The organism is Mesorhizobium sp. WSM4846 (genome assembly GCF_055811415.1).
Genome location: NZ_JBVVPZ010000017.1, coordinates 70,968 through 92,415, shown reverse-complemented (window position 1 = coordinate 92,415; position 21,448 = coordinate 70,968). Strand labels below are relative to the sequence as shown.

The following is a 21,448-nucleotide window of genomic DNA, read 5'->3' as shown; positions in this document are numbered from 1 at the left end:
GGGGCGGTCCAGAACATGAGCAGGGATTGGGTGCTCGACAAGATGATGATCAACGTTACCTACGATTCCGACGTGGATCTGGCGCGCAAGCTCATCAAGAAGATCGGCCAGGAACTGGCAGCAGACCCGGAATTTGCGGCCGACACGCTCGAACCGCTCAAGATGCAGGGCATCGACAGTTTCGGGGACTATGCGATCGTTCTGAGGATGAAGTTGATGACGAAGCCCGGGACCCAGTTCGGCATCAAGCGGCGCGCACTCATGATGATCAAGGCGGCATTCGCGGAAAACGGTATCAAGATCGCGGTTCCCACCGTTCACGTCGAGGGTGGCGGGGAGACTGCGGCCGCTGCTCATCAGGCAAACCAAACCCTGAAAAAGAGCAAGGCCCCCTTGGAGGCGGTGAGGGACACGCCATAAAGCTGCGCGTTCCTGTCCACGTCATCCGAACTCGGCCTGACCCCTCTTAGAAAGGATCGATGTTGACCGTGTACGTGGCTCGACCGACGTCGAATTGGTACTCAAGCTGTTCCATGAGATCGGTGAGGAAATTGCGGCGGACCCGGAGCTTGCCCCCGACCTATTGGAGCCCTTCAAGAGCAAAGGTATGCCGATCTCGAGGACGGCGCCCTGGTCATTTGGGCAAAGTTTACGGCGAAACCGGGCAAGCAATCCGCAATCCGCCGGGCGGCACCGAAGGCGGTTCACAACGCATTCCGAGAAAACGGAATTCGGGCCGTGCCACCGACATCCGACCAAAGGGCAATGGCTATCGCGTGATGGTCGTTCGCCGGATGTCGGCTATCTCTCAGGACGGCCGCAATGGGTCAAACCGGACATCATGCCGTCGTCGATGGCGTCGAGGACTGAACGGTCCGCAGTGCGCTGGCCAGCATTAGCCCGTAGGTTACAGTTATTTACGTTGCCTGACGTGAGCCGATCGGCCAGGGTCACTCACAGCGCGTAATATCGCCTCGTCCCGCAAGAGGACAGCAGCCTCTGAGCAATCGAAATTGGGCGCCCATAGCCAGAAACAATCCTGCATACAAGGGGAATATCAATGCGAAAATTCATGACACTCATCGCGGCAACGTCAGTAGCACTTTCGTCTGCGATGGCAGCCTACGCACAAGATCAAAACCCCCTTCCCAAGGCCAGCGATGTGCTTGTCCGATACGGGGACGACATCGAGGGCTGGACGGTCTATGCCAATCAAACCCGCGGAGATTGCTTGATCGTGCGCCAAGATGGGCCAAGTGCGGTGCAAATGGGCGTTACCGCAAATCAGGAGGTCGGGTATCTTGGCGTGTTCACCAAGGAGGACATCGGCCTTCAGAACGGGAAGACGTCAGATATCTTCGTCTCTATCGACGGCCAACTCTTTAAGGGTGTCGCCACTAGCACGAGCGGCGAACTCAAGGGCGGATATTCTGGCGGCTACATCTTGACAAACGATCCGAAATTCAAGCGCGCCGTGGCGAAGAGATATAAAATGACCGTGTTTCCGGAAACCAAGGGGGCCTTTGTCGTCGATCTGAAGGGGACTTACAAGGCAATGGCAATGGGCCGCAAGTGCCTCACGCAGTGACCCCCGCTGTGACCACTCATTTGCCTTCATGGGTCCGGAACGCGAGGTTGGCGTTTAAAACACAGAATTGAATTGGCAATTCTGTTCCACCCGATGCCTAATTGGGCACCGGGCGCGGGTGTGTTTCTTGGGTGGCGCGGAGCACCATGGTCCGCCGATCTGCGGGCAGAAGAAAGGTGCAATTCCAACGCCGTCTTGAGCGTCGCAGGGTGGAAGGCCGTCGTCGGCCTCGTCGATCAGAACCGGCAGGAAGCGCCAAAAGCTGCCGTAGCGCCAGCGCGCAGGCGACCCTCGCCACGCACCCGGCAACTGGACGACGGCATAAGGGTAGATGGCACTAGCCGTCAAGTTTTCGGAGGAAACCGACTATTCGAGACGCGGCTTCCTCCGGCTGCTCCAAGGGTAGGAGATGCGCCGCCCCGGGGACATTGACGAGCGTCCCCTTGCCTTGTTCATAGCCGCGGTCACCGTGCTAACGATCCTCGCCGGGCTCGGCGTGAAGATACTCCCGCTGATTGCCGGCGCCGGCATCTTCGGCATTGCCATCGGCTTCGGCTCGCAGACCCTGGTCAAGGACGTGCTGAGCGGCGTGTTCTACATGATGGACGACGCCTTCCGAGTCGGTGAATACATCCAGAGCGGCAGCTATAAAGGCACGGTCGAATCCTTCAGCCTGCGTTCGGTGCGTCTGCGGCATCATCGCGGCCCCGTCTACACCGTCCCATTCGGTGAGCTCGGGGCGGTCCAGAACATGAGCAGGGATTGGGTGCTCGACAAGATGATGATCAACGTTACCTACGATTCCGACGTGGACCTGGCCGCAAGCTCATCAAGAAGATCGGCCAGGAGCTGGCGGCAGACCCGGAATTTGCGGCCGACACGATTGAGCCGCTCAAGATGCAGGGCATCGACAGTTTTGGGGAATACGCGATCGTTCTGAGGATAAAGTTGACGACGAAGCCCGGGACCCAATTCGGCATCAAGCGGCGCGCATACATGATGATCAAGGCGGCATTCGCGGAAAACGGTATCAAGATGGCGGTTCCCACCGTTCACGTCGAGAGTGGCGGGGAAAACTGCGGCCGCTGCTCATCAGGCAACCCAAACCCTGAAAAAGAGCAAGGCCCCCTTGGAGGCGGTGAGGGACACGCCATAGAGCTGCGCGGTCCTGTCCACGTCATCCGAACTCGGCCTGACCTCTCTGAGAAAGGCATCGATGCGAGCATTCACCACGGGTCAGAGCCTTCGTGTGGGTCGGATCGCTGCTCGGATTTCATTGTACCCTTGGGGTCGCCCCACGCCCGCTCCATGAACATTGAATCAAGGCGCTCAATGCTCCAGAACGCTGCGGTCGTCCCGATGACATAGGCTGAGGCGACAACCGCCTGCCGCGGCAATTCATAAACGCGCTGGACTAGATGGATGGCGACCAGCACGACGGCAATAAACATCAGCTGGCCAAGTTCGACGCCGACGTTGAATGAGAAGAGCGCCAGCGGGACCATGGGATCCGCGCCCCATGGCCAACCGTACCCACTTGTCAGGGGAGGAGTTCGATCTCGCCCGGCTGCCAAGTCTTGTCGAACCATGGCTCCAGCGGCGCGTAGAGGCGAAGAAGAACGTTCCAGCCCTTGCCGGGAACCGTCTGGACCCAGTTGGTCTCATGGCCTTCCGGCGCTGTCGGGCCGAACCAGACATCGACCGAGGAGTCCGCGTTGATCACGATGTCTTTCTTGTCGCTGCCGATGCTGGGGAATTGCTGGTCCGTCTGCAGCATCGAACGGGTCTGGTTGTCATACAAGACGAACGACCAGAAATTCTTTGCCGGAATGTTTGGCGGCAGATGCACCTTATAGGTCTTGCCGCCATCGAACGGCTTGCCGTCCTTGTCGGTTGTGGCAGCGGCGTATTGCGAACCGATGCCGACGCGCTTTATCGCCATGGCCGGGGTGATGCCCGTCGCATAGTAGTGGAACAGGACACGCGCATCCAGATAGCGCACGCCGGGCTGCAGAAGAAACTCGTAGCTGCCGCCGACAAAACCGGTGAACCAGGCACTGTCCGGATAGTAGTAGGCATCCTTCATGCGGGTCTTGAAGGTGATGGTGCGCGCAGTCGCGTTGCCGACGGCAACGGCTTCGGTGAGGATCTTTTTCATCCGCTCGTCCGGCGCGAAGGGTTTGCCTTTTACAATGCCGATGGCGGCGAGTTGTCCCAACACTTCCGGGTGATAGGATTCCTCCGGCTCGTACTGGACGATGTCGTTCACTTCCTCGTAGAAATGGAAATCATTGGCATGGATGGTGTTGAACTCCTTGCCGGAAGAATTGATGATCTTCATCGGCGGCGGGTTGTCAGCTTCCGAAAGAGGATAAATCTTGGCGAATTTCCTGGTGTTTTCGACAGCAGTGGCGGTGCTGCCGTTCTCGAGGAAGCCGCGCCAGAAGAACAGGTTTCCGTAGGTCGACGTCTTAAACACGAAATAGCCTTCGGGTATCTCGCCTTGGTAACCCGGCGGCAAAAGCAGGTATTTTCCGCCCTTGCCCTTGTCAGGTCCGGCATTGCCGACGTCGCCGACATATTGGAACCAGTGATTGTCGATCATGCCCAGGATATTGGGCGGTGTCTCGATGACCAGCGGGCCAGCCTTGGTGTCCAGCCACATGAGATTGTAGATGCTTTCGGTGTTGGCCGTCAGGAACAGCGAATGCGAGTCCGCCAGGTTTTCGAACACCAGGATGGTCTGGTTGTTGTCGGCTCCCTGGCTGGCAAATCCAACCCGCATAGCTTCGACGGATGCACCGGGCATGGCGTTGAGAAAAGCATCGACGCCGCGCATGAAATCGAGATTGTCGTAGATCTTCTCCGAAGTGGCGTCATCCGGGAAGCCATCGAAAAATTTCAGTTTGCCAATCCTGGTGTCCACACTCTCCGGCGTGACGATAGAATCCGGTATCGGCGTGGTCATCTTCATCTTCGGCGCTTCGGCGGAAGCGGTGCTCATGCCCATCAGTACCGCCGCGGCGGTGGCGCAAAGCAGTCTCGTCGTGCGTGCAGCGGTCGCAGTAGAGCCGGCCAATTTCAGGTAGGGTTTCATGGCTTTCATCCTTCACAGCGGTTCAGGCCGCGGGGCGGCCGGTCTTCTCATTTTTTCGGGAACAGAAGCGTCCGGTCCATCAACCGACGGATCGGGAACCGACTCGCTGCGCTGAAAATGCTTTTCTTGCCTTTTGGCCGATACTCGCTGGCATTGCGCCACGTTATTCAAAGCACCTAGGCTCGGCATTCGTGCCGTGCCAGCCGCAGTATGTAAATTACGTGGACCAACCCGTAATTGACGAAGAAACGAGGCGCGGGCGGTCGAAAACCTCAACACGCGAGGGTACGGTGATCCGGGTCGGGTGCCTCCGCAGTAAGGAAGCTCAAACCCCTGCGCGGAAAGACTGTCGTGCCCAAGTCCACCGGATCGTGGACGGCATATCGGTGGCGCTCGTTCCCAAGGCCAGCGCTGGAGCATGCGTTTGCCTTGGGTGGTCGGGCGATTTCCTAACTATGCGGCTGACTGGGCCTTGCTGGCTTAAATCACCATCGACGAAGTCCGATTCACGCTTTCCGGCTGCCTCCGCCTCGTCGTCGCGGTCGGTCATCAGCGGCTTGATCGCGGACTTGATCCGACTCAGCGCGAACGCGCCAGAACAACGAGCCAGACCGGCAACACAACAATCAGGCGGGTCGTTTTGAGGAAGGAGCTTGTCGCATGTTTGAGCCTTCCTGTCTTGGCAGGCGGCGCACGATCCGCCTGCCCCACACCAGCCAAGCAAAAACCGGCGTCTCCTTTAGTCGGCCGGCGTATACCAGATCGGCGAGGTGTAGGCGCGCTCCTGCATCTCCATCGTCGCTTCCTGCGGAATTTTTACGCCGAAATATTTGGCGTCGTAGGCCGTCCAACGCGGCGTCGGGATTTCCAGCACGCGGCCGTAATAGAACGCCCGCTGGGCCGGATCGAACTCGGGATCAACCCAGACGGCGACCAGTTCCGGCGCACCTATCGTGTTGGTCCAGATGGCGTCGGCGACATCGACTGTGCTACCGACAGCGGGCACCTTGCCGTCGGCGCCCGGGTTGCGGTCGCCCGACCACGCAACGTCATAGACCTTTTCCTGCACCCTTCCGGCGGCATCGAGCCATCCCTTGACGATCTGGTAGCGATCGAGGTTGGCGCCGATCGGATCCTTCAGCGCTGCGACCAGGAAGGTCGGCGCCTTGCCTTTGGGCGCGGCAGTGAGATCGCCGCCCATCGGCACGCCCTTGGTATAGCCGATGAAGGCGGGGCTGCGAGTATTGGCGTCGGCTGCAACGAAATCGAAGCCGCCGAAGAGCCGCACCAGCATCCGCGATCCGGTCGTGGCATAAGTCTCCCGGCGTGCCATCGCGTCGAAGATCGCCTCGCGGGTGTTCTCGGTCGCCCAGACCGCCGCGTAGCCGGAAGCAGTCTGCTCCCAGCCCATAATGGTCGCCTTCTCGGTCTTGACGAACGGGTGTGTGGCGCGGGCCGGCCCCGGCTCGCTGCTGGATGTCTTGCCGAAGAAATTGTCCTCCTCGACAGCGGCAAGGCCGGTATGCGCGTCGGTCGAGCCGACCATGCCGAACTTGTAGGGGTTCACCCCGAGTTCCTGCTCCAGCTTGAGCCCATTCTTCAGCGCCGAGCGCGCATACTCGAACTCCAGCATATCGGGCGTCTTTACGACGGTCAGGTCGAGATTGCCCTTGTCCCAGCGCTCGAAGCTGGCGAATTCGTCATTTGGTGACAGGAAGGGGTGCGTTTCGCCGTCGCCCTTGATCTGTGTCGCCTCGTAAAGACGCTCCCATTTGGCGCGCGTCTCCGCATATTCGCGGTCTATTGGCTTGTCGACGCCCGGCTCGATGATCGGGAACATGCGGCCATTGGAAAGGTTGCCGTTATGGGCGATGGCGAGCACGTCGCCGCCGGTTTTCTCCTCATAGGCCGCCATCCACTTCCACAGGTCGCGGGGATTGTCGCTGCCCGGTGCGAGCACGGTGAAAGGTACGATCTGGCGGGCGAGATCGCCATTGTCGCGGAAAATGACGTTGCGATGCAGGTTGTTGCCGCTCGTGTTGGAGGTCCATTCGTAGCCGATCACAGCAGTGAAGCGGCCTGGATCGTTCGCCTCCTCCGCCGCGTCAATGGTCTCCTGCCATGCCGAGCGATAAGGGGCGGAGTCGGGCGAATAAAGTAGCGGCCCGGTGAGTTGCCCTGCCCCGAAGGCAGTGATGAGCTCGATCGCGGCAGCGGCGCCCTGGCCGGACTGGATCATGTCGTACCACCGTCGTCCCTTGGGGTCCGCCACGATATCAGGCTTGCCGGCCAACAGGTCGTTGAAGAAGCCCATATTGTCGGAATGGTCGGTGACGACCAGGAAATCGAGCGGTCGAGACAGCTTGGTGAGTTGTCCCGAGGAGGCCATGATCTCCTCACCTTTGCCGAAGCGATAGGCATCGCGCGGTCCGAGGCGCGCACCGAAGGCGCCGGCATCGAAGGAGAAAGATGTGTGGGTGTGGGTGTCGCCGAACAGCGGCCTCGTCGGGAAGTTTCGGCCAGCCCAGGGAGAATAGGCCCGTTTGGCCGGATAGAGCTGGTCGGCGGTTCCCTTGTCCAAGGAACCGGAATCCAGCAGGGTATCCTGCGCTGCAGCGGGCAGCGCGCCTGTCAGGCTTGCAGCTACAAGAGCGGCGACTGAAACAAACTGCAAAAGTCCGAGCGGTCTCATCATAGTCCTCCTCCAACTGTTTGGTGCATGCCAAGCCAATCATTCCCTGGAAAACTGCTCATCGGGGACCACTGGACCGCGTGAACACGGCCTTGGAACTCCCGCCTTCATCAGCGCTTGAAAGGTACATAGCGATCGCGAAATGCGATGCGTCGTCCAGGCCAACGCCCGCATTCAGAATTTCACGGAGCCTGGGCACGAAACGAACCACTTTCCAATCGGACAGGTCATTTGCGACATTCCCGGCAAGCTCGGGGTGATGCGCGAGCAGGCGACCGTAAGCTTCGATGATCGCTGACCGCAGTTCGACTGCCCCGCCCGTCCCCTGTACCGACAGTGCTTTGACGATTTCGAGCAGCTCTGCATGACTTCGGCCCGGCTCGACGAAGTATTCTTCCGCGAGCTGGGTCACCCCGTCCGCGCCCGTCATCTCGATGAGTGCAGTGGCGTAGGCACCGAGGTTGATCGTCAGCCCATACTCCGCCGCGGTCCTCAGTTTTCCGCGAACGAAGGCGATGTCTTCCGGGCGGTCCGACATGCCGAGCATGAGGATGTAGAGCCCATGCCATTCGACATGAAACAAGTCGTTGACGATTCGATAGATGTCGTCACGCGCAACTCTTGTTTTGAGATCGCGCAGCGTTGCGTAGGGCGCGCGCGCGACCTCGAGGAAGGCCAGTTCGGCGAGCCTGCGATCTTCGTGCCGGAGGTAAGTGGCGAAGAACACCGCGCGTTCGGCCAGCGTCTTCGAGCTCTTGTCCCATTGCGCCACCTGGCGCATTACACTTTGATACTCGCGCCCCGCCATGCCAAGCGCCCTCCAGGCCCCGCCGGGGCCGTTCTGGACAAGAATAACCTGGAGAGCCGGATACAGCTGGAGGGCGCGGGCCGTCGTCGAATCGAGGAACAGAGGGATGGTGCTGCCGTCGTAGCGTCCCTTGAATGTTTCCAGCACTGCGTAGGAGAAAGGTCTTGCCGGATTCTCGCGCGCGAAGACCGCCGTGCCGCTCCCGACGACCTGGTCGGTATTCGTCACCTTGGGATAGGGCATACAGAGCACACAGGCATGCGCCGGCGTCGCGGTCAGTAGGAACGCCGCGGCAATCATGCACATCAGCGATGCCAGTGCTGCGCTTGTCAGCCCGGTTCGCCGATCCCTGCGCGAGGTGTTCATATGCCGCCCTTCCCGACAATCTCAAAAGGTCGCCACACGTTCGATCACCCAGAACATTGCAATCGTGCCGATAGCGTATGGCGGCACGAGATCCAGCCAGGCCGGCAGCGATCGCCTGCGGACCTGGATCAGTGTGACAAGCGCAAGTACGGCTCCGACAAAAAGAAGCTGTCCGACTTCCACTCCGAGGTTGAAGAACAGTAGCGCAACGGGAATCTGTCCCGCCGGCAGTCCAATCTCGCTAAGGGCGCCGGCAAAACCGAAGCCATGGAGAAGCCCGAAAGCAAATGCTACCAGCCAGGGTGCTCGAGCGGCTAAACTTCTGCGCCCCTGCCGTACGTGGACGATCTCGACTGCGACGAACGCGATCGACAACGCAATCACCGCCTCGACCGGCGGCGAGGGTACGCTAACAAAGCCGAGCGTCGCCAGCGCCAGCGTGATGCTGTGCGCAACGGTAAAGGCGGTGACCGTCTTGACGAGCCGCCACAAGCCCTCGGTGATGATGAGCAGGGCAAGCACGAAAAGCAGATGATCGAAGCCTGACAGAATGTGCTCGACGCCAAGTTTGAAATAAGTGGCGGCCGTAAACCAGCGGCTTGGAATTGCAGGAACCGTCGCTTCCGGGGCGCCGGGCGTCAGCCGCTCGATCCACACGTCGCCGCTGGCGAACTCAACGCGCACGAGCGCATCGGTCATCGTGTTTTGCAGGCCGTCAATCGATACCACCTGGCCTTCCAACGGCTCGACCGCGCGCATCTGCCACGTCTGCACCATTGCGTCGCCGGTCGGGCGCGAGACGACCGGCGTGAGGTTCTCGACCTTGCCCGAGAATGCTGCCGACAGCGCCAGACGCGCGTCACCCTGCATCGGTGTCTTGAACAGCACGCTGAACTCGTTCGGCGCCTCTTCCTGAACGCTGAGGTAGGCTGGGCGCACCTCGTGCGCCGAGGCAACCTGCGAGAACAGCATGGCGATGGCCGCTGTCAGCACGACCAGCCGAACGCACCCCGTCGCGGCGCGGGCACCTCGGACGAGTGCAGACCATTTAGTCAGCGGGTTCATTGCGTGGCCACTTTCGGTGCGGGCTCGGGCCCCAATACCGCTTTCGTGGTGTCGTCCAGCTCGACGCCATACTTGTTGCGCAGCGCGATCAGATAATCGCGGCTGACCTCGGTCTGCTTCGCAGAGCGCCACTCAGAAAGGACCGCATCCCTGACCGTCTCGAAGGGCTTCAGGGTGGTCGCTGTACGCTGCGTGACGAGCACCAGATGAAAGCCATAGCCGGATTTCATCGGCCCCTGCCATCCGCCGGCTTCGAGTGCAAACACCGCGCGCGCAAAATCGGCACCGAACATTCCGGACAGTGCCAACTCGTCGGTATCGGCGAAGCTGTCGCCGAACAGCAGCCGGTCGCCCGCGGTCGAACCGTCCTCTGTATTCGCTGACAGCGCACCCAGCGCGGCGGTCGCGTCCGCCGCGGCATCCTTGCGATGCTCCGGGTTGAAGTAGACCTGCCGGAACGAGAGTTTTCCGGGCGTCTCGAAGGGTGCAGGGTTGGCCGCATGGAACTGCCGCAGTTCCGCTTCGGTCGGCTCGGCAAGCTGGGCGGTGTCCTCAACAAGGAATTTCAGCTTTTGCGCCAGGCGGCGGCGGATGATGGTGTCGTCCTGCTCAAGGCCCATCTCCTGCGCTTCGCGCGCCATCACTTTCTCATTCAGCAGATCGTCGACGAGACCCTTGAGCTCATCGGCGGTTGGCTCACGCAGCCATTGGCTCGACCAAGTCTGCTTGAGCCAGCGCACGTCGCCTTCACCGATCCGGATCGGCTCGGCGGCTGTCGCTTCGGTTTGCCTGTCGTTCAGCCAGGAATAGCCGCCAAACAGGATCGCACCGATGACAGCAAAATGCAGCAGAGGCTCCCTGAGCAATATCATACGCTTTCCTGCGCCCCCTGCCGTCGCATCCATGGTTCGGTCCAGGACGACAGCAACTCGCATCAGAGCCATTCGAGTGTGATACCTCGACGACTACTTCTTTCGCTCTGCATGGATGGTAGGCCCAAAAATCCGGGGCGGAATGTAATTTACGTGGGCAAGCACGTAACAGGGCAACAACAAAGCCGCAGCCGAGCGTGTGAGGAGTCGTGCGCCAACCTCGAAATTACTCCGCGCAGGCCAACCGAGGGCCTACTTCTTGCAACCTTTTGTGGCGGAGCCAACGCATTCTTTGCCAGCACTCGATTTCTGGTTGGCCTGGGAACCCGTCAAGGCGCCGATGTGATTGCCCAAATTTTCCCTGCTGTTTTGATCGACCGCTGCAACAGGTGCCGCAATCACCAACCCTGCTGCGCTGCCCGCCGCTGCCGCCACACCGGTCGTTGCGTGAATGATGGTATCGCCCAGGCCTATCCTGTTGTCGGTCAACGTCTGGCCGCCGGCCATACGCGCCCCAATCAGTTGCACGACCTGCGGTGACGAGGCGAACTTGCCGTGATGCAAAGGATCGCCGGATTTGACTTTCGTCAGATCGATGACGGTTATGTTGTTGCTGGCGAGATCTTCCTTGTATGGAGCTTGTTCCGGATCAATCGATCCGAGCCGGGGGATATCGCCCCAGACCCGTCGCGAAACTTTGAGCGCGCGATCGTCCTGCGAGACAAAGAGGGTGAACTGCGGGTGCTGTTTGCCCATGTCGGCAATCTGAGTGCGAAAAACATCGACGTCGACGTCTGGCGCGGCCAGCATGACGTTCTTGAACTTCGCCGGAAGGCCGCCATTGCGGATGGCCATCTGGCGCAAGCCTTCCAACGCAAGCCAGTTGCCCATCGAATGGGCGAGGATCGAAACTTCCTTTATCTGGGGATCGCGTGCAAGATATTGGAACAGCAGTTCAAGCGCATTTCGCGTGTAGTTGGTGCTTTCACGATCGTAGCCATAGGCCAGCGCACTGCCTCGGGACGGCCATGTGACCAGGATCGGAGCGCTGTCGGTGCCCGTATCGTGGGCGATCTGCGCAAATCGATAGAGGGAGTCTTCGAAGCGGTTGTTGAAGCCGTGGATGAAGACCAATACGCTGTGGTCTGGACTCTTCCTGACAGAGGCGCGGAGCCACTCCTTCGCGCCATCCCGTGTTATCTCTTCGGCCTTCACCACTGCGAAATCAGTCGCGGGGTTTGATGGCAGCTTCTTGGGCCATGCGACCTCTCCAACCTTGCGGACCGACGCCGGGGGGATCGACACCGTAATTTCCGCGAACGAGGGGGCCAGTCCGCGCTCGCCCGTATACATTTGTGCCGGATTGGAGGAACGACTGCGTGTCGTTGTGACCAGCATCTCCACCTTGCTTGAAGAAGGAGAGGTATCGGCCACGGGCAGCAGCACATTCGTCGGACGGGAGGCGCACCCCCACAGCAGGCCAACCAACGCCGACGCCAACAAAACGTTACTGATCCGCCTGACTTTGGACAGACTCACGAAACAGTTTCCCAAACTCTTCTCCCGTTCGAAGTCATCCCAGGCTCAGATCCAATCAGAACCGAAATCTGGCGCCGATGATTGGTCCCTGCATTGCTATGTCAAACATAAATCCGTCGTGGTCGTAGTCCACGGCAAGGTAGCGATAGCCCGCTTCCAGCGTGACCGAATCACTGTACCGGTATTGAATCGTGCCCTGCACTTGCCAATCGAGGTCGGCGCCAAGGCCGAAGCCACCGATATCGGCCTCGCCATGGAGTCCGAATCCGTTGCCGAGAGCAACGTCGCCGGCCACGCCAATAATGGGGTCGACCCAGGTCTGGCTGCCGCTGGCCTCTCTTACGGCGAGAGGGCCAGTAACGGTCAGATCCGCATCGAGGTGCCAAAGCCGTCCGCCGGCCAGAACGTCCAAGGTCGCGGTGCCATTGTCGAAGACCCGATAGGAGCCGCCGAAGGTCCACACCACCGTGTTCATGTTCGCTTCGGCCGAAAAAAGAGCCAACGGGCCGGGCGACGTGCCGTCGGCCTCGAGGCCCAGGTAGATGAAGTCGGTGAACAGAGCGTAGCGGCCATTGCGCGCCTCACCGGCAAGCATGACCGGCGGGGGAGACCAATCGATGTGGTCAAAGATCTGGCCGAAATCGACGTCGATATCGACCGGCGACAGGCCCCTGACGCCGACCCTGCCCTTCATGCCTGCCATCCAGAAATAGGGCTCTGCGGTGAAGGTCCAGGCTGGCGCGGCTTCAGCAGGCACGGGTGCGGCCTCAGGAAGCTGCGTCGCAGCGTCAGCAGCGATCGCCGGCACCGCAAACAGCGCTGCCGCTGTTCCAGCCGAAACCAACACGAGAGCTCGGATGGTTCCCATATCGAAGTCCCCTCTAATTCCGTCTTTCTTTTACTTCATGTCCGATGCGATCGCGCCAGCAGTGACAACATATCTGTATTCGCGCTGCTCTGCTAATGGATATCGGATTCCGATCGTTTTCATGTCGACGGTTCATTTGTTCGTGCACGTCACGGACGGACAGTGCCGGGCATACTTCGGGAACAGCAGGGTATTTCCCGCGCGGAATCCGAAGCCGTCGGGTCCGCTATCGGGGCTTACCGTGACGACAAACAGGGCCGGAAACACGGCTGCTGTAGTTCGTAGAGGTCGATCGCCAGACAGAGATTCCAAGCCGGCCTCAACTTAGTTCTGGCGTGGCGGCCAAGGCGTGAAATGCGGTTTCCGGGCGGCATCCGCGTGCAGCACCGCTCCGACCTCCCCAACCAACCGATCCACCAGTTCCTGCCATTCGGCTCGTCTGGACTCGCGCAATGCCGGCGGGACCTTGTCGATCCTCAAGAGTGCGAGTTCCGCCTCAGCAAGTTCCTCGCAAATATCCTGAAAACCCTCACTTCGGCCCATCAGCCGATGGATCGCCAATTCAAATTGCGGGAACCGACGCACCGCCGCCGAGACCGCTCTTTTTTTATCAGCCGGTTCGTCGTCCATCCTCATGGCGCAGATTCGTGTTTTCCCTGGACCACCGTAACCTATCGCATGGAGGCGGCTGCGGAATGTAAGTTACGTGGGCGACAGGGTAATTTCTCAACATCCATAGCGAGCTTGGTCGGCACCAAGCCTGTAAAATCGCAAGTTCAAACTGCGCTGCCGGCGAGGCCGCCTAACTCTTTGATCCGTTGTCATCCGCCGGCGCATTGCGCGAACCGTCGCCGTCGTCCCAGCGTTATCCGTTCAGACTACTGGGAGTATTGCAAGAACAGGCTCGCGGATATAAATTGCGCAGCGAGGGTAACCGGCGAAAAATGAAATATAACTGGGAGTGGTCACCCCCAGAACGTCAGGTGAGGGAACCAACGTGATCCGGGCGGAACCAGCCGTAGGGAGGGAGCATCGGCTCGCCCCAGAGGATTGTCGTGCCCAGCTTGCCCGGATCCTCAACAGCGCGGACTTCGATGCAACCGGTCGCGAGCGCCGCTTCCTCAGCCATGTGGTGGAGGAGACGCTGGCGGGTCGCGGTGATCGTATCAAGGCCTATTCGATCGCAGTCGAAGTGTTCGGACGCGATATGTCTTTCGACCCGCAGACGGATCCGATCGTCCGCATCGAGGCTGGCCACCTCCGGCGCGGGCTCGAGCGTTACTACCTGACTGCCGGACAGGACGATCCTATTCTCATCACGATCGCGAAAGGCGGGTACGTTCCAACGTTCTCGGTGCGATCGCCCCTCGAGACCATTGAGCCGGCCTTGCCGCTCAATCGGGCAGAGAAAGTCCCGCCGGCTGCTCGATTGATGAAGGCATCATGGCTGACGGTGGCTCTTGCGGCCATCGTCGCGGCATTGGCTGTTCTGGCATTGGGATTGGCGAGGAGCGACGTTCGCCCGACTTCGCCTGAGGTCCCGCGACTGCTGGTCGAGACGTTTGACGACCTTTCAGGAACGGAAGCCTCCAGGGCGATCGCCAGTGGATTGAGGCAGGAAGTCGTCAGCCAGCTTTCCAAGTTCAAGGATATCGTGGTCGTGGAGTCGGCCGCAAAGGGGGAGGATCCATCGATCTCGCCGGCACGATTTGTCCTGGCCGGAAGCGTGAACCTGTCGACCAATGCCTTCCGGCTTCGGGTCCGGCTGCTCAACCGGGCGGACAACTCGGTTCTGTGGGCAGAAAGCTATGATGGCGGGCTGAAAGTGGCGCAGCTTATGGAGGTCCAGACCGACATCGCGCGCAATGTGTCATCGAGCCTGGCCCAGGCATATGGCGTCATCTTCCAGGCAGACGCCAATCTCCACGTCGTCAATCCGCCCGACGATTGGGCCGCCTACTCTTGTACGCTTTCTTTCTATGCATATCGGGTCGGTGTCGATGCAGAAAGCCGGTCATCGGTACGCGCGTGCCTTGAGAAGGCGGTGGTCCGCTTTCCGACCTACGCCACCGCCTGGGGTCTTCTCTCGCTGATCTACATAGATGACTACCGATTCGAGTTTTCAGGCGACCCGGCAGAGTCCGCCGCTGCGCTCGATCGCGCCTTGGCGGCTGCCAGGCGATCTGTGGGGCTTGATCCTGTCAACATCCGGGGACGCCAGGCGGAAATGGTTGCGCTCTATTTCCACAAGGAGATCGATGCGGCATTGAAAGTGGGCAAGCAGACTTTGACCATCAACCCGAACGACACCGAGTTTATGGGCGAATATGGAGAGCGCCTGGCGGTTTCTGGAAATTGGCATGACGGTTGCCAGTTGATAGCGGAGGCGCGTCAGAAGAACCCGGGGTCAGGCTACTATGACGTGGATCTGGCTCTTTGCTCGTATTTCAGCGGGGATTATACGCAGGCAGCTATGTGGATCAACAAATCGCCATTTCCGTCGAATCCGATCTATCATCTGCTTGCCGCTGCCGTTTTCGGCGAGGGAGGATACAAAATCGCGGCTGATCGCGAGGTCGCATGGCTGAACCAAAATCAACCTGATTTGGTGAACAACATGCGCCAGGTGGTTTCGGCGCGGTTGGCCCGTTCGCAAGATGTCGAGTTTTTCCTCGGCTCGCTAAGGAAAGCGGGCCTTGGCGTCGCAGACGACTAAGAGGTCAGCGGCGCCCGCCCCTCACCTGCCCTGCGTCGAAGCCGGCATCAAAAACAACGAGATCTGGATGGACGGAAGTGTTCGTTCGAATGATGCTATTGCGTTGTCTTGAGCGCAGATTTTGCTCTGCCAGCACAGCGCCTCCTCTTAAGCCCGCTGGTCTTGGCCCGGCGGCCTGCTGACATCCCCCAGTAGAGCTGCCGGGCCACTCGAACTTGCTCAATGGAAGGCGCGGACTTCCAGGATTAGAACCAACAAGCACACCAGAGGCATCATCTTTGGCGAGATGCTGCATCATTGAGCACTTGCCAATGAAGAACGCAAAAAAGCCCCGCCGCTCCATTTGCGAAGCGGCGGGGCCCCCACTCGCCCCCCATCAATGCCCATGCAATTGCGGTGCCAGACATGTTGACCCATTGCGGCGCACCTTTGATGCCACGACCGCCTGTCGCAGTTGCGAGGGCTGTATCGAGCCGGTCGATGGAGTATCGACTTTTTTGCCGCAAAAGCCTTCCCGCCGGAACGCTTGCTCGTCTGGATGGTTGGTTGGGATGCAGGAGATGCAGGCGTGGCCAAGAAGCCGTCAATCGCGCAACGTTGCGACGAACCTCCGACCAACTGAAGAGGATCCGCAAACACGTCGCCAATGGCGGTCATGTGGACCAGATGCAAGAGGTCGACGCCTTGGTAGGCCTCGCCAAAGAAGTGGCCGACCGGCAGCTGGCCGGGTTTGAAGGCCCGGCAGATGAAAACGATGGCTCTGTGCAAGACGATGACGATGCAAAGGACTGAGCGTTGTCGACCGGCTCGTGACATTCCGCGATAACGGAATTACTTGATATGCCAAAATCGGTACTATCCAACGGCGGCGGACCCCCAATCCGCCTGGCCGGCGCCGTCAAGCGTTCTTACCCCACGCCCCCAAGCGGCGCCGGCCGCTCGGCTGCGCACACTCGTGTCCGGCCCCGAGGGCATGCTTTTGGGCAACATGCATTGGACCAGGAGACGCGCGGGTTTGACGGGTTTTTTCTGCAACTTGCGGCGATCTGTACACGCGCCACGCAATCGGCAGATTCCCATCGCTCTCGGCGGCCTTTAATACCCGATCTGCGATATCGCAGCGGATAATGGGATCGTCTGTTAGATGATCCATTGAATTCTGTGGATTCTGTTTGAAAAACATCTCCGCCCCCGCGCTTGGCGCTGAGAATGCTCAACGGATACCGCTTTGAACAGTCGTCAAATGACGACCACAGACGGATTTATACGCCATCCCACGACGCACGTTGGCGTAATTGCGTGGAGGCGAGACGCGGATCCTGCCGGTGGTCGGTGCAACAGAAGCTTGCAGCCGGGAACAACCACTCGACGGTTCGCGTTTGTGCAAAGGCCCGCTTCTTTTGCACGGGCAGCGAGCCTCGAAGGTTCGCAATGCCGCACCGGCGTTTCAATCGCACCCGCCTCAGCCCTCACGATCTGGCTATTTGTGAACGCGTGTACGATCAGGTTTGCGCAGATGAACACATCGACCCTTTGAGCCGGGATGCCGAAGCCTTGGCGGTGATGATTGTCGCAATCTTCCGAAACATTACGACCAGTGAGCGCGAACTGCTGGAGGAGGTCAGGTCGCTTCGTCGTTCAAAGGGCGCAGAACAGGCGCGCTAGCTTGGCGGGTTTCCCTGACGAATCGTTCCAGTCCCGCTTTGGCACAGCCGGATTGGCATCGTAATTGCCTTTTGAGTCTCGCCAGAGTGTAGCCACAGCGCTTGCGAAGGAGATGGAAATGGGTTTGGCCGAAAACCTGTCTGATGTTGCCCTCACATTCGCTTGTCCGGATTGCTCGCATCCGGCGGTAAGGAAGGGCTCTGCGCTGAAAACGATCGCCCACTTCAAGTGCGACGGGTGCAACGCCAAGGTGCGGATCACTTATCCGCAGAAACTGGCGATCTTCGAAAAGCACAAGCTATTGACTGCGCATGGGCGATGGCAATAACTCAACGCAGTTAAGAGCCAGGTTCGATTTCTACGTGATTCCAAAGGGTTTTGGCGAATTGATGAATTGATTTGGAAGATGACGGGGATCCCCGATCGCCCGGAAACAACTTGGCCGAGCATGGTCGCGCCATGAACGGATTTGACGGACACCGAATGCCGTGATTGAACCGCAGCTGCCATCACCTGCAAGGCGGATCAGGTGAACTTGCGATACGTCCGCTCGTATTCAACCCCAGGTGGTTTCAATTTGATCGCAACGGTCTGAAAGCGGACCGTTTGGTGAAACAAAATCCAGGATCGGACCACGAAGCCGACGCGATGACCACGGCAATTGGGGACATATATCGGCCGCTTGCCTTAACCGCGAGGTTGCTTGTCCAGTGCTGGCCGCAGCTATTGCTTGTCGGCTGCCTGGGTATGATCGCTCGTGGTCTGCTGCTTCAGGGCGCCGTGACGATCGGCCTCCAATTCCCGCTGGGCGGAATGGTCATGCTGTCGCTGGTGGTCCTCGCCAAGCTGACGGTGCTGGTCATGATGTTCGTGGTGCTTCGGCCGCATATGCCGGCGGTGGCGGCACTGAGGCAAAAAGCCAAAAAGGGAGTGGACGAAACAAAGCGCGAGCCGGTCTTGGCGATTACCGCCGCTGCGATCTTGCCGTTCTTCGCCTATTATGCCGCCTGGGGTTTTCTTGGCGATACGGTTCGCGAATATTCGCGCATGGCGCTCGCCCAGGCCGATTTCGGCAAGAGCGTCGACATCTTCGCCATTCTTCAGTCGAGCGGCGTGGCACTGTCGATCGTCATATGCTGGCTGGTGCGTTTTGCCGCCAAGCGACTGAATGCGCGGGCGTCTCACCCCTACTGGCGGCTGCTGATCGTGGCGACGGACGCAACCTGGGTCTTCATCGGCCTCTACGCGCTCGGCGTATGGAAGGACCAGTTCATCCGCTGGCTTGGCGCAGGCGCCGCTCTGCAACAACTCAGCCTCGATTTGCTTGCGCCGGTAAGTCAGGCGGCCGCGGCCGGGCAGTTCGTTCCAGTGGAATTCCGGCCGCTTCCCTTCGGCGAGCAGCTTCAGAATCTATTCTTTTTCGCGTTGCTGCCGATTGTCTGGCTGGTGATGGCGGCGATCATCAACGGCTATGAGCTTTCCGCGCCGGCCGCTCCCGGTCGTGCGCCATCCCGAGCGACCTCCTGGCAGAAGTGGCTGAAGGATTTCGCGTCTCACTTCGTTGGCGGTTACCGCAGCCGCTATTCGCCGGTCTGGACTTGCGTCAAGCTGACGCTCAGTGCCGGCCTGGCCACGCTTGTCACCTTCGTCATCGCCTATCAGGCCATCTCCTGGGCCGGCGCCTGGACATGGTATGGCCTGACGAGGCTGATCGGAGCGCACGATCTCGGGACCTGGCAGATCTTCGCCGATGCCATCAGCCTGTTCATCGGCAGCCCAAGCGAACTCGACGGAGGAATCCTGCTCGACCCGGTCCGGGTCGCGCTGCTTGCAGCCGTGCTCGAGACCGCGGTCGCCATGGCTGGCGCAGCGAATGGCGTCAGGACCGCGGCTCGCTGACGCTGAGATAACTCGGCAACGCCGAGTAGAGGGCAATCGACAGCGTGAGGCTGCTCGCCGCAGGTGGGATCGAAAAGCTGGCAGCCATCCGTGCCGGTTTGCCGGGCTCCGTCGTCGCGAATGCCATGCCGCCGCACCGGGACCGTTGCTCGGCCTCCGGATACTGCTTCCTGACCACCGGATCGGCAAACAGGGTTGGCCGCCATTCGCGACTGCTGCCATCGGAAAGCCGCACCTCGCAAGGTACCGAGCCGAGCGCTTTCGGGTTAGCAGCGAGAGCTTCGAATTCGGCAAGCACGACGGCGCTGCCCGCGCTGCCTGCCAGTCTGGTGAAGCGTGTCACGGTCCAGCTGGCGCCGGCATAATCGATCGGCTGTCTCAGGCTCGCAGATAGCGGCTGGCGCAGATGTTGGGAGCGCCAGTCCTTGATGCTTCCCCACGTCTGCACGGCCAGCGCGGCAGGCAGTGCGACCACCAGCGCCATCATGCTCAGCCAGTAGCCTCGCCGCGTTGACGTCACCTTTGCGGGAGAACTGTCCATGGCGGCCTTTCTTCGTTGCGGCGTATGATGATGGCCGGCTCGATGTCCTTGCCGGAAACATTCGTGGCGATGCGGATCTCGTCGTCGAGCGGCAGCAATTTTGTGGGTGCGACCACGACGGTGCCGCCGGCGACGGCATCCTCCGGCACTTCGAAGACCAGAAGGACCCGGCGTGGCAGCCCGGGCTGGTAGACATCGCCCGGCATCATTTCGATCGTCGCCCACAAGCGGTCGGTCAGGACATAACGGATGCCGCTGCGGCTCAGCCACTCGCCCGATGTGAGACCCAGGGTTTTGAATTTCGCCTCGGCCTCGCCTTCGACGACAACCCATACGCCGGAACTCGTGTAGGTCTTTGACTTGCCGAAGGTCTCGACGTTGAGCACACGCGCCACCCTGGCGCTGTCCAGCGAAAGCGCGAAGGCGCGGGCCTCCACACGCTTGTTCATGCCGCCCGAAGCGACTATCGGCGATGTAATGTCGCTGTACAGCGGGCGCGTGTGCTGCATGCCGTAGAGCACGGCGGCAGCCAACAGCAGCGCCAGCGCCGAACGCAGCATGCGCATCATGGCGCCTTCTCCACCGGCAGGTCGACCGTCGCAACCGGATCACGGTCGAACCACCCGCTTGCGCCGTAGACATTGTCGCGCAGCTTGTAGATCTGGCCGGTGACGGTGATCGTCACCTTGTCGGGCACGGGCACACCGGCCGGCCACTCCCAGGCCATGGTCAGGCGTTCCGGCATGTTGGGATTGAAATATCCCGCCAGATACTTGTCACGATCGAGATAAGCCGTTGGCATCGGCAGCTTTTGCGCCGGCGCGCTGAGCGTGACGACGCGATGGAGCACGTTGTTGGGGGTGGCGGAACGGTTCACCACCTCCATATCCACCATCACAAGCTGCACGGGCCGCGATGGGGGAACGCCTGTCGGCGACACGGTTCCGACACGTGCCGTTCGCAAGGTCACAAACCAGCGACCGGCATCGATTTGCTGGCCTGCCTGCACAACCGGCACCTTTGGCGGATGGGCAGCTTCGTAGAGCGTCATTGAAAACGAGATTGCCGATGCGGCCAGCCCGCCCAGGCCTGCAATCAAAAAAGCATACAGCCTTTGCCGTATTGTCGTTCGTGTCGGTTCCGTCATGCGCCGTGTGGTATGAGATGGTCCTCAGGCCAGCCTTATACGATGCAAGAACAATTTGTTACAACAGCAGCGGCAGGCATCTCCAAAGCGGTTCCGCGCAGGGACACCAGTCGCGCAACCGGTGGCTCGCCCGGTCAGTGTTATCTCGGCTCCTGGCGCCGGGAGCGGCCCGCCTAAACCAGTCGGCCGGGCTCGGCTCGGCGCCCCCTCACCTTCTTCACGTATCCGACCACGGCCAGTTCGTAGCCGTCCGGATCGGAGAAGTGGAAGCGGCGTCCGCCCGGGAAGGAATAGGCGGGCTTGACGATCTTTCCGCCGGCCTCCTCGACATGGCGCTGGGTCTCGTCGAGCTTGTCGGCATAAAGGATCACCAGCGGTCCGCCTGCCGCCTTGCCCTGGCCACCCAGAGCGAAGCTGCCGGTCAGGCGGCCGTCATTGAACTCGCAATAGCTCGGCCCGTAGTCCTTGAAGGACCAGCCGAACGCCTTTCCATAGAAGTCGCGCGAGCGCGCGATGTCGCCGACGGAAAACTCGACATAATCGATGCGCTTGTCGTTGCTGGATTTGGCCATGATCTTCTCCTTT

20 protein-coding genes and 1 pseudogene are annotated in these 21,448 nt (G+C 60.2%); 8 read left to right on the top strand and 13 right to left on the bottom strand.

The genetic code is table 11. The features are described 5' to 3' along the window. The 3 genes and pseudogenes from AC0L15_RS16470 to AC0L15_RS16460 all read left to right on the top strand — a co-directional run. On the top strand, window positions 1–420 hold a 420-nt coding region (locus AC0L15_RS16470; RefSeq protein WP_473496576.1), incomplete at its 5' end, for a mechanosensitive ion channel family protein. Window positions 421–1,060: 640 nt separating this feature from the next. Next, the gene (locus AC0L15_RS16465) at window positions 1,061–1,588 is read left to right on the top strand and encodes a hypothetical protein (protein WP_353813111.1); all 528 of its coding nucleotides are present in this window, start codon (window positions 1,061–1,063) and stop codon (window positions 1,586–1,588) included. Window positions 1,589–2,030: 442 nt separating this feature from the next. Further along, a pseudogene (locus AC0L15_RS16460) lies at window positions 2,031–2,744 on the top strand (mechanosensitive ion channel family protein); the annotation flags it as partial. 70 nt (window positions 2,745–2,814) lie between these two features. Here the strand turns inward: AC0L15_RS16460 and AC0L15_RS16455 are convergent. From AC0L15_RS16455 to AC0L15_RS16415, 9 genes are all read right to left on the bottom strand, one after another. Further along, window positions 2,815–3,093, bottom strand: coding sequence for a HupE/UreJ family protein (locus AC0L15_RS16455; protein ID WP_128169556.1), 279 nt, complete (start codon window positions 3,091–3,093; stop codon window positions 2,815–2,817). A gap of 35 nt (window positions 3,094–3,128) precedes the next feature. Next, complete coding sequence (locus tag AC0L15_RS16450) at window positions 3,129–4,685, bottom strand: DUF1254 domain-containing protein (RefSeq protein WP_287248797.1); 1,557 nt, start codon at window positions 4,683–4,685, stop codon at window positions 3,129–3,131. A 739-nt stretch (window positions 4,686–5,424) separates the two neighbouring features. Beyond that, complete coding sequence (locus tag AC0L15_RS16445; RefSeq protein ID WP_287248825.1) at window positions 5,425–7,377, bottom strand: DUF3604 domain-containing protein; 1,953 nt, start codon at window positions 7,375–7,377, stop codon at window positions 5,425–5,427. Between the two features lie 58 nt (window positions 7,378–7,435). After that, the gene (locus AC0L15_RS16440; RefSeq protein ID WP_287248796.1) at window positions 7,436–8,551 is read right to left on the bottom strand and encodes a hypothetical protein; all 1,116 of its coding nucleotides are present in this window, start codon (window positions 8,549–8,551) and stop codon (window positions 7,436–7,438) included. Window positions 8,552–8,572: 21 nt separating this feature from the next. Next, on the bottom strand, window positions 8,573–9,616 hold the full coding sequence (locus AC0L15_RS16435) for a HupE/UreJ family protein (protein WP_473496575.1): 1,044 nt from the start codon (window positions 9,614–9,616) through the stop codon (window positions 8,573–8,575). Beyond that, window positions 9,613–10,521 (bottom strand): peptidylprolyl isomerase, encoded by a 909-nt coding sequence (locus tag AC0L15_RS16430; protein ID WP_287248795.1) that lies wholly within the window; start codon window positions 10,519–10,521, stop codon window positions 9,613–9,615. The genes AC0L15_RS16435 and AC0L15_RS16430 overlap by 4 nt, the downstream gene beginning before the upstream one ends. A 219-nt stretch (window positions 10,522–10,740) precedes the next feature. Next, window positions 10,741–12,027, bottom strand: coding sequence for an alpha/beta hydrolase (locus AC0L15_RS16425; RefSeq protein ID WP_473496574.1), 1,287 nt, complete (start codon window positions 12,025–12,027; stop codon window positions 10,741–10,743). A 55-nt stretch (window positions 12,028–12,082) separates the two neighbouring features. Beyond that, complete coding sequence (locus AC0L15_RS16420; RefSeq protein WP_473496573.1) at window positions 12,083–12,721, bottom strand: porin family protein; 639 nt, start codon at window positions 12,719–12,721, stop codon at window positions 12,083–12,085. Window positions 12,722–13,219: 498 nt separating this feature from the next. Further along, the gene (locus AC0L15_RS16415; RefSeq protein ID WP_287220809.1) at window positions 13,220–13,531 is read right to left on the bottom strand and encodes a hypothetical protein; all 312 of its coding nucleotides are present in this window, start codon (window positions 13,529–13,531) and stop codon (window positions 13,220–13,222) included. 364 nt (window positions 13,532–13,895) lie between these two features. Here AC0L15_RS16415 and AC0L15_RS16410 point away from each other — a divergent pair, with 364 nt between their 5' ends. The 5 genes from AC0L15_RS16410 to AC0L15_RS16390 all read left to right on the top strand — a co-directional run bounded on the left by AC0L15_RS16410 (window position 13,896) and on the right by AC0L15_RS16390 (window position 19,175). Continuing rightward, entirely contained in the window at window positions 13,896–15,611 is a 1,716-nt protein-coding gene (locus AC0L15_RS16410; RefSeq protein ID WP_473496582.1) for a hypothetical protein, read from the top strand. 480 nt (window positions 15,612–16,091) lie between these two features. Beyond that, window positions 16,092–16,403 carry a hypothetical protein gene (locus tag AC0L15_RS16405; RefSeq protein ID WP_287248789.1) on the top strand — a complete coding sequence of 104 codons (312 nt, stop codon included), beginning with the start codon at window positions 16,092–16,094 and terminating at the stop codon, window positions 16,401–16,403. Window positions 16,404–17,042: 639 nt separating this feature from the next. After that, on the top strand, window positions 17,043–17,276 hold the full coding sequence (locus AC0L15_RS16400; RefSeq protein WP_023801823.1) for a hypothetical protein: 234 nt from the start codon (window positions 17,043–17,045) through the stop codon (window positions 17,274–17,276). A gap of 118 nt (window positions 17,277–17,394) precedes the next feature. Further along, complete coding sequence (locus AC0L15_RS16395) at window positions 17,395–17,604, top strand: hypothetical protein (protein WP_287248787.1); 210 nt, start codon at window positions 17,395–17,397, stop codon at window positions 17,602–17,604. Between the two features lie 419 nt (window positions 17,605–18,023). Then, a complete protein-coding gene (locus AC0L15_RS16390) occupies window positions 18,024–19,175 on the top strand; it encodes a hypothetical protein (protein WP_473496572.1) in 1,152 nt (383 codons plus the stop codon). Here the strand turns inward: AC0L15_RS16390 and AC0L15_RS16385 are convergent. The 4 genes from AC0L15_RS16385 to AC0L15_RS16370 form a co-directional block, all read right to left on the bottom strand. Beyond that, window positions 19,156–19,716, bottom strand: a complete 561-nt coding sequence (locus AC0L15_RS16385; protein WP_287248784.1) for a hypothetical protein — start codon at window positions 19,714–19,716, stop codon at window positions 19,156–19,158. The two genes, AC0L15_RS16390 and AC0L15_RS16385, sit on opposite strands and share 20 nt — an antisense overlap. Then, window positions 19,692–20,285, bottom strand: a complete 594-nt coding sequence (locus AC0L15_RS16380) for a hypothetical protein (protein WP_236373228.1) — start codon at window positions 20,283–20,285, stop codon at window positions 19,692–19,694. Before AC0L15_RS16380 ends, AC0L15_RS16385 begins: the two co-directional genes overlap by 25 nt. Beyond that, on the bottom strand, window positions 20,282–20,815 hold the full coding sequence (locus AC0L15_RS16375) for a hypothetical protein (protein ID WP_287248783.1): 534 nt from the start codon (window positions 20,813–20,815) through the stop codon (window positions 20,282–20,284). Before AC0L15_RS16375 ends, AC0L15_RS16380 begins: the two co-directional genes overlap by 4 nt. Window positions 20,816–21,036: 221 nt before the next feature. Beyond that, the gene (locus AC0L15_RS16370; RefSeq protein WP_473496571.1) at window positions 21,037–21,435 is read right to left on the bottom strand and encodes a VOC family protein; all 399 of its coding nucleotides are present in this window, start codon (window positions 21,433–21,435) and stop codon (window positions 21,037–21,039) included. Window positions 21,436–21,448: the final 13 nt, after the last annotated feature.

Coding starts and splice junctions, on each gene's coding strand:
- AC0L15_RS16435 (WP_473496575.1), bottom strand. CDS start 9,616: ATGAACCCGCTGACTAAATGGTCTGCACTCGTCCGAGGTGCCCGCGCC.
- AC0L15_RS16465 (WP_353813111.1), top strand. CDS start 1,061: ATGCGAAAATTCATGACACTCATCGCGGCAACGTCAGTAGCACTTTCG.
- AC0L15_RS16405 (WP_287248789.1), top strand. CDS start 16,092: ATGGAGTATCGACTTTTTTGCCGCAAAAGCCTTCCCGCCGGAACGCTT.
- AC0L15_RS16385 (WP_287248784.1), bottom strand. CDS start 19,716: ATGGACAGTTCTCCCGCAAAGGTGACGTCAACGCGGCGAGGCTACTGG.
- AC0L15_RS16455 (WP_128169556.1), bottom strand. CDS start 3,093: ATGGTCCCGCTGGCGCTCTTCTCATTCAACGTCGGCGTCGAACTTGGC.
- AC0L15_RS16445 (WP_287248825.1), bottom strand. CDS start 7,377: ATGAGACCGCTCGGACTTTTGCAGTTTGTTTCAGTCGCCGCTCTTGTA.
- AC0L15_RS16415 (WP_287220809.1), bottom strand. CDS start 13,531: ATGAGGATGGACGACGAACCGGCTGATAAAAAAAGAGCGGTCTCGGCG.
- AC0L15_RS16380 (WP_236373228.1), bottom strand. CDS start 20,285: ATGATGCGCATGCTGCGTTCGGCGCTGGCGCTGCTGTTGGCTGCCGCC.
- AC0L15_RS16390 (WP_473496572.1), top strand. CDS start 18,024: ATGATCGCTCGTGGTCTGCTGCTTCAGGGCGCCGTGACGATCGGCCTC.
- AC0L15_RS16400 (WP_023801823.1), top strand. CDS start 17,043: ATGCCGCACCGGCGTTTCAATCGCACCCGCCTCAGCCCTCACGATCTG.
- AC0L15_RS16450 (WP_287248797.1), bottom strand. CDS start 4,685: ATGAAACCCTACCTGAAATTGGCCGGCTCTACTGCGACCGCTGCACGC.
- AC0L15_RS16430 (WP_287248795.1), bottom strand. CDS start 10,521: ATGGATGCGACGGCAGGGGGCGCAGGAAAGCGTATGATATTGCTCAGG.
- AC0L15_RS16440 (WP_287248796.1), bottom strand. CDS start 8,551: ATGAACACCTCGCGCAGGGATCGGCGAACCGGGCTGACAAGCGCAGCA.
- AC0L15_RS16420 (WP_473496573.1), bottom strand. CDS start 12,721: ATGAAGGGCAGGGTCGGCGTCAGGGGCCTGTCGCCGGTCGATATCGAC.
- AC0L15_RS16395 (WP_287248787.1), top strand. CDS start 17,395: ATGGGTTTGGCCGAAAACCTGTCTGATGTTGCCCTCACATTCGCTTGT.
- AC0L15_RS16370 (WP_473496571.1), bottom strand. CDS start 21,435: ATGGCCAAATCCAGCAACGACAAGCGCATCGATTATGTCGAGTTTTCC.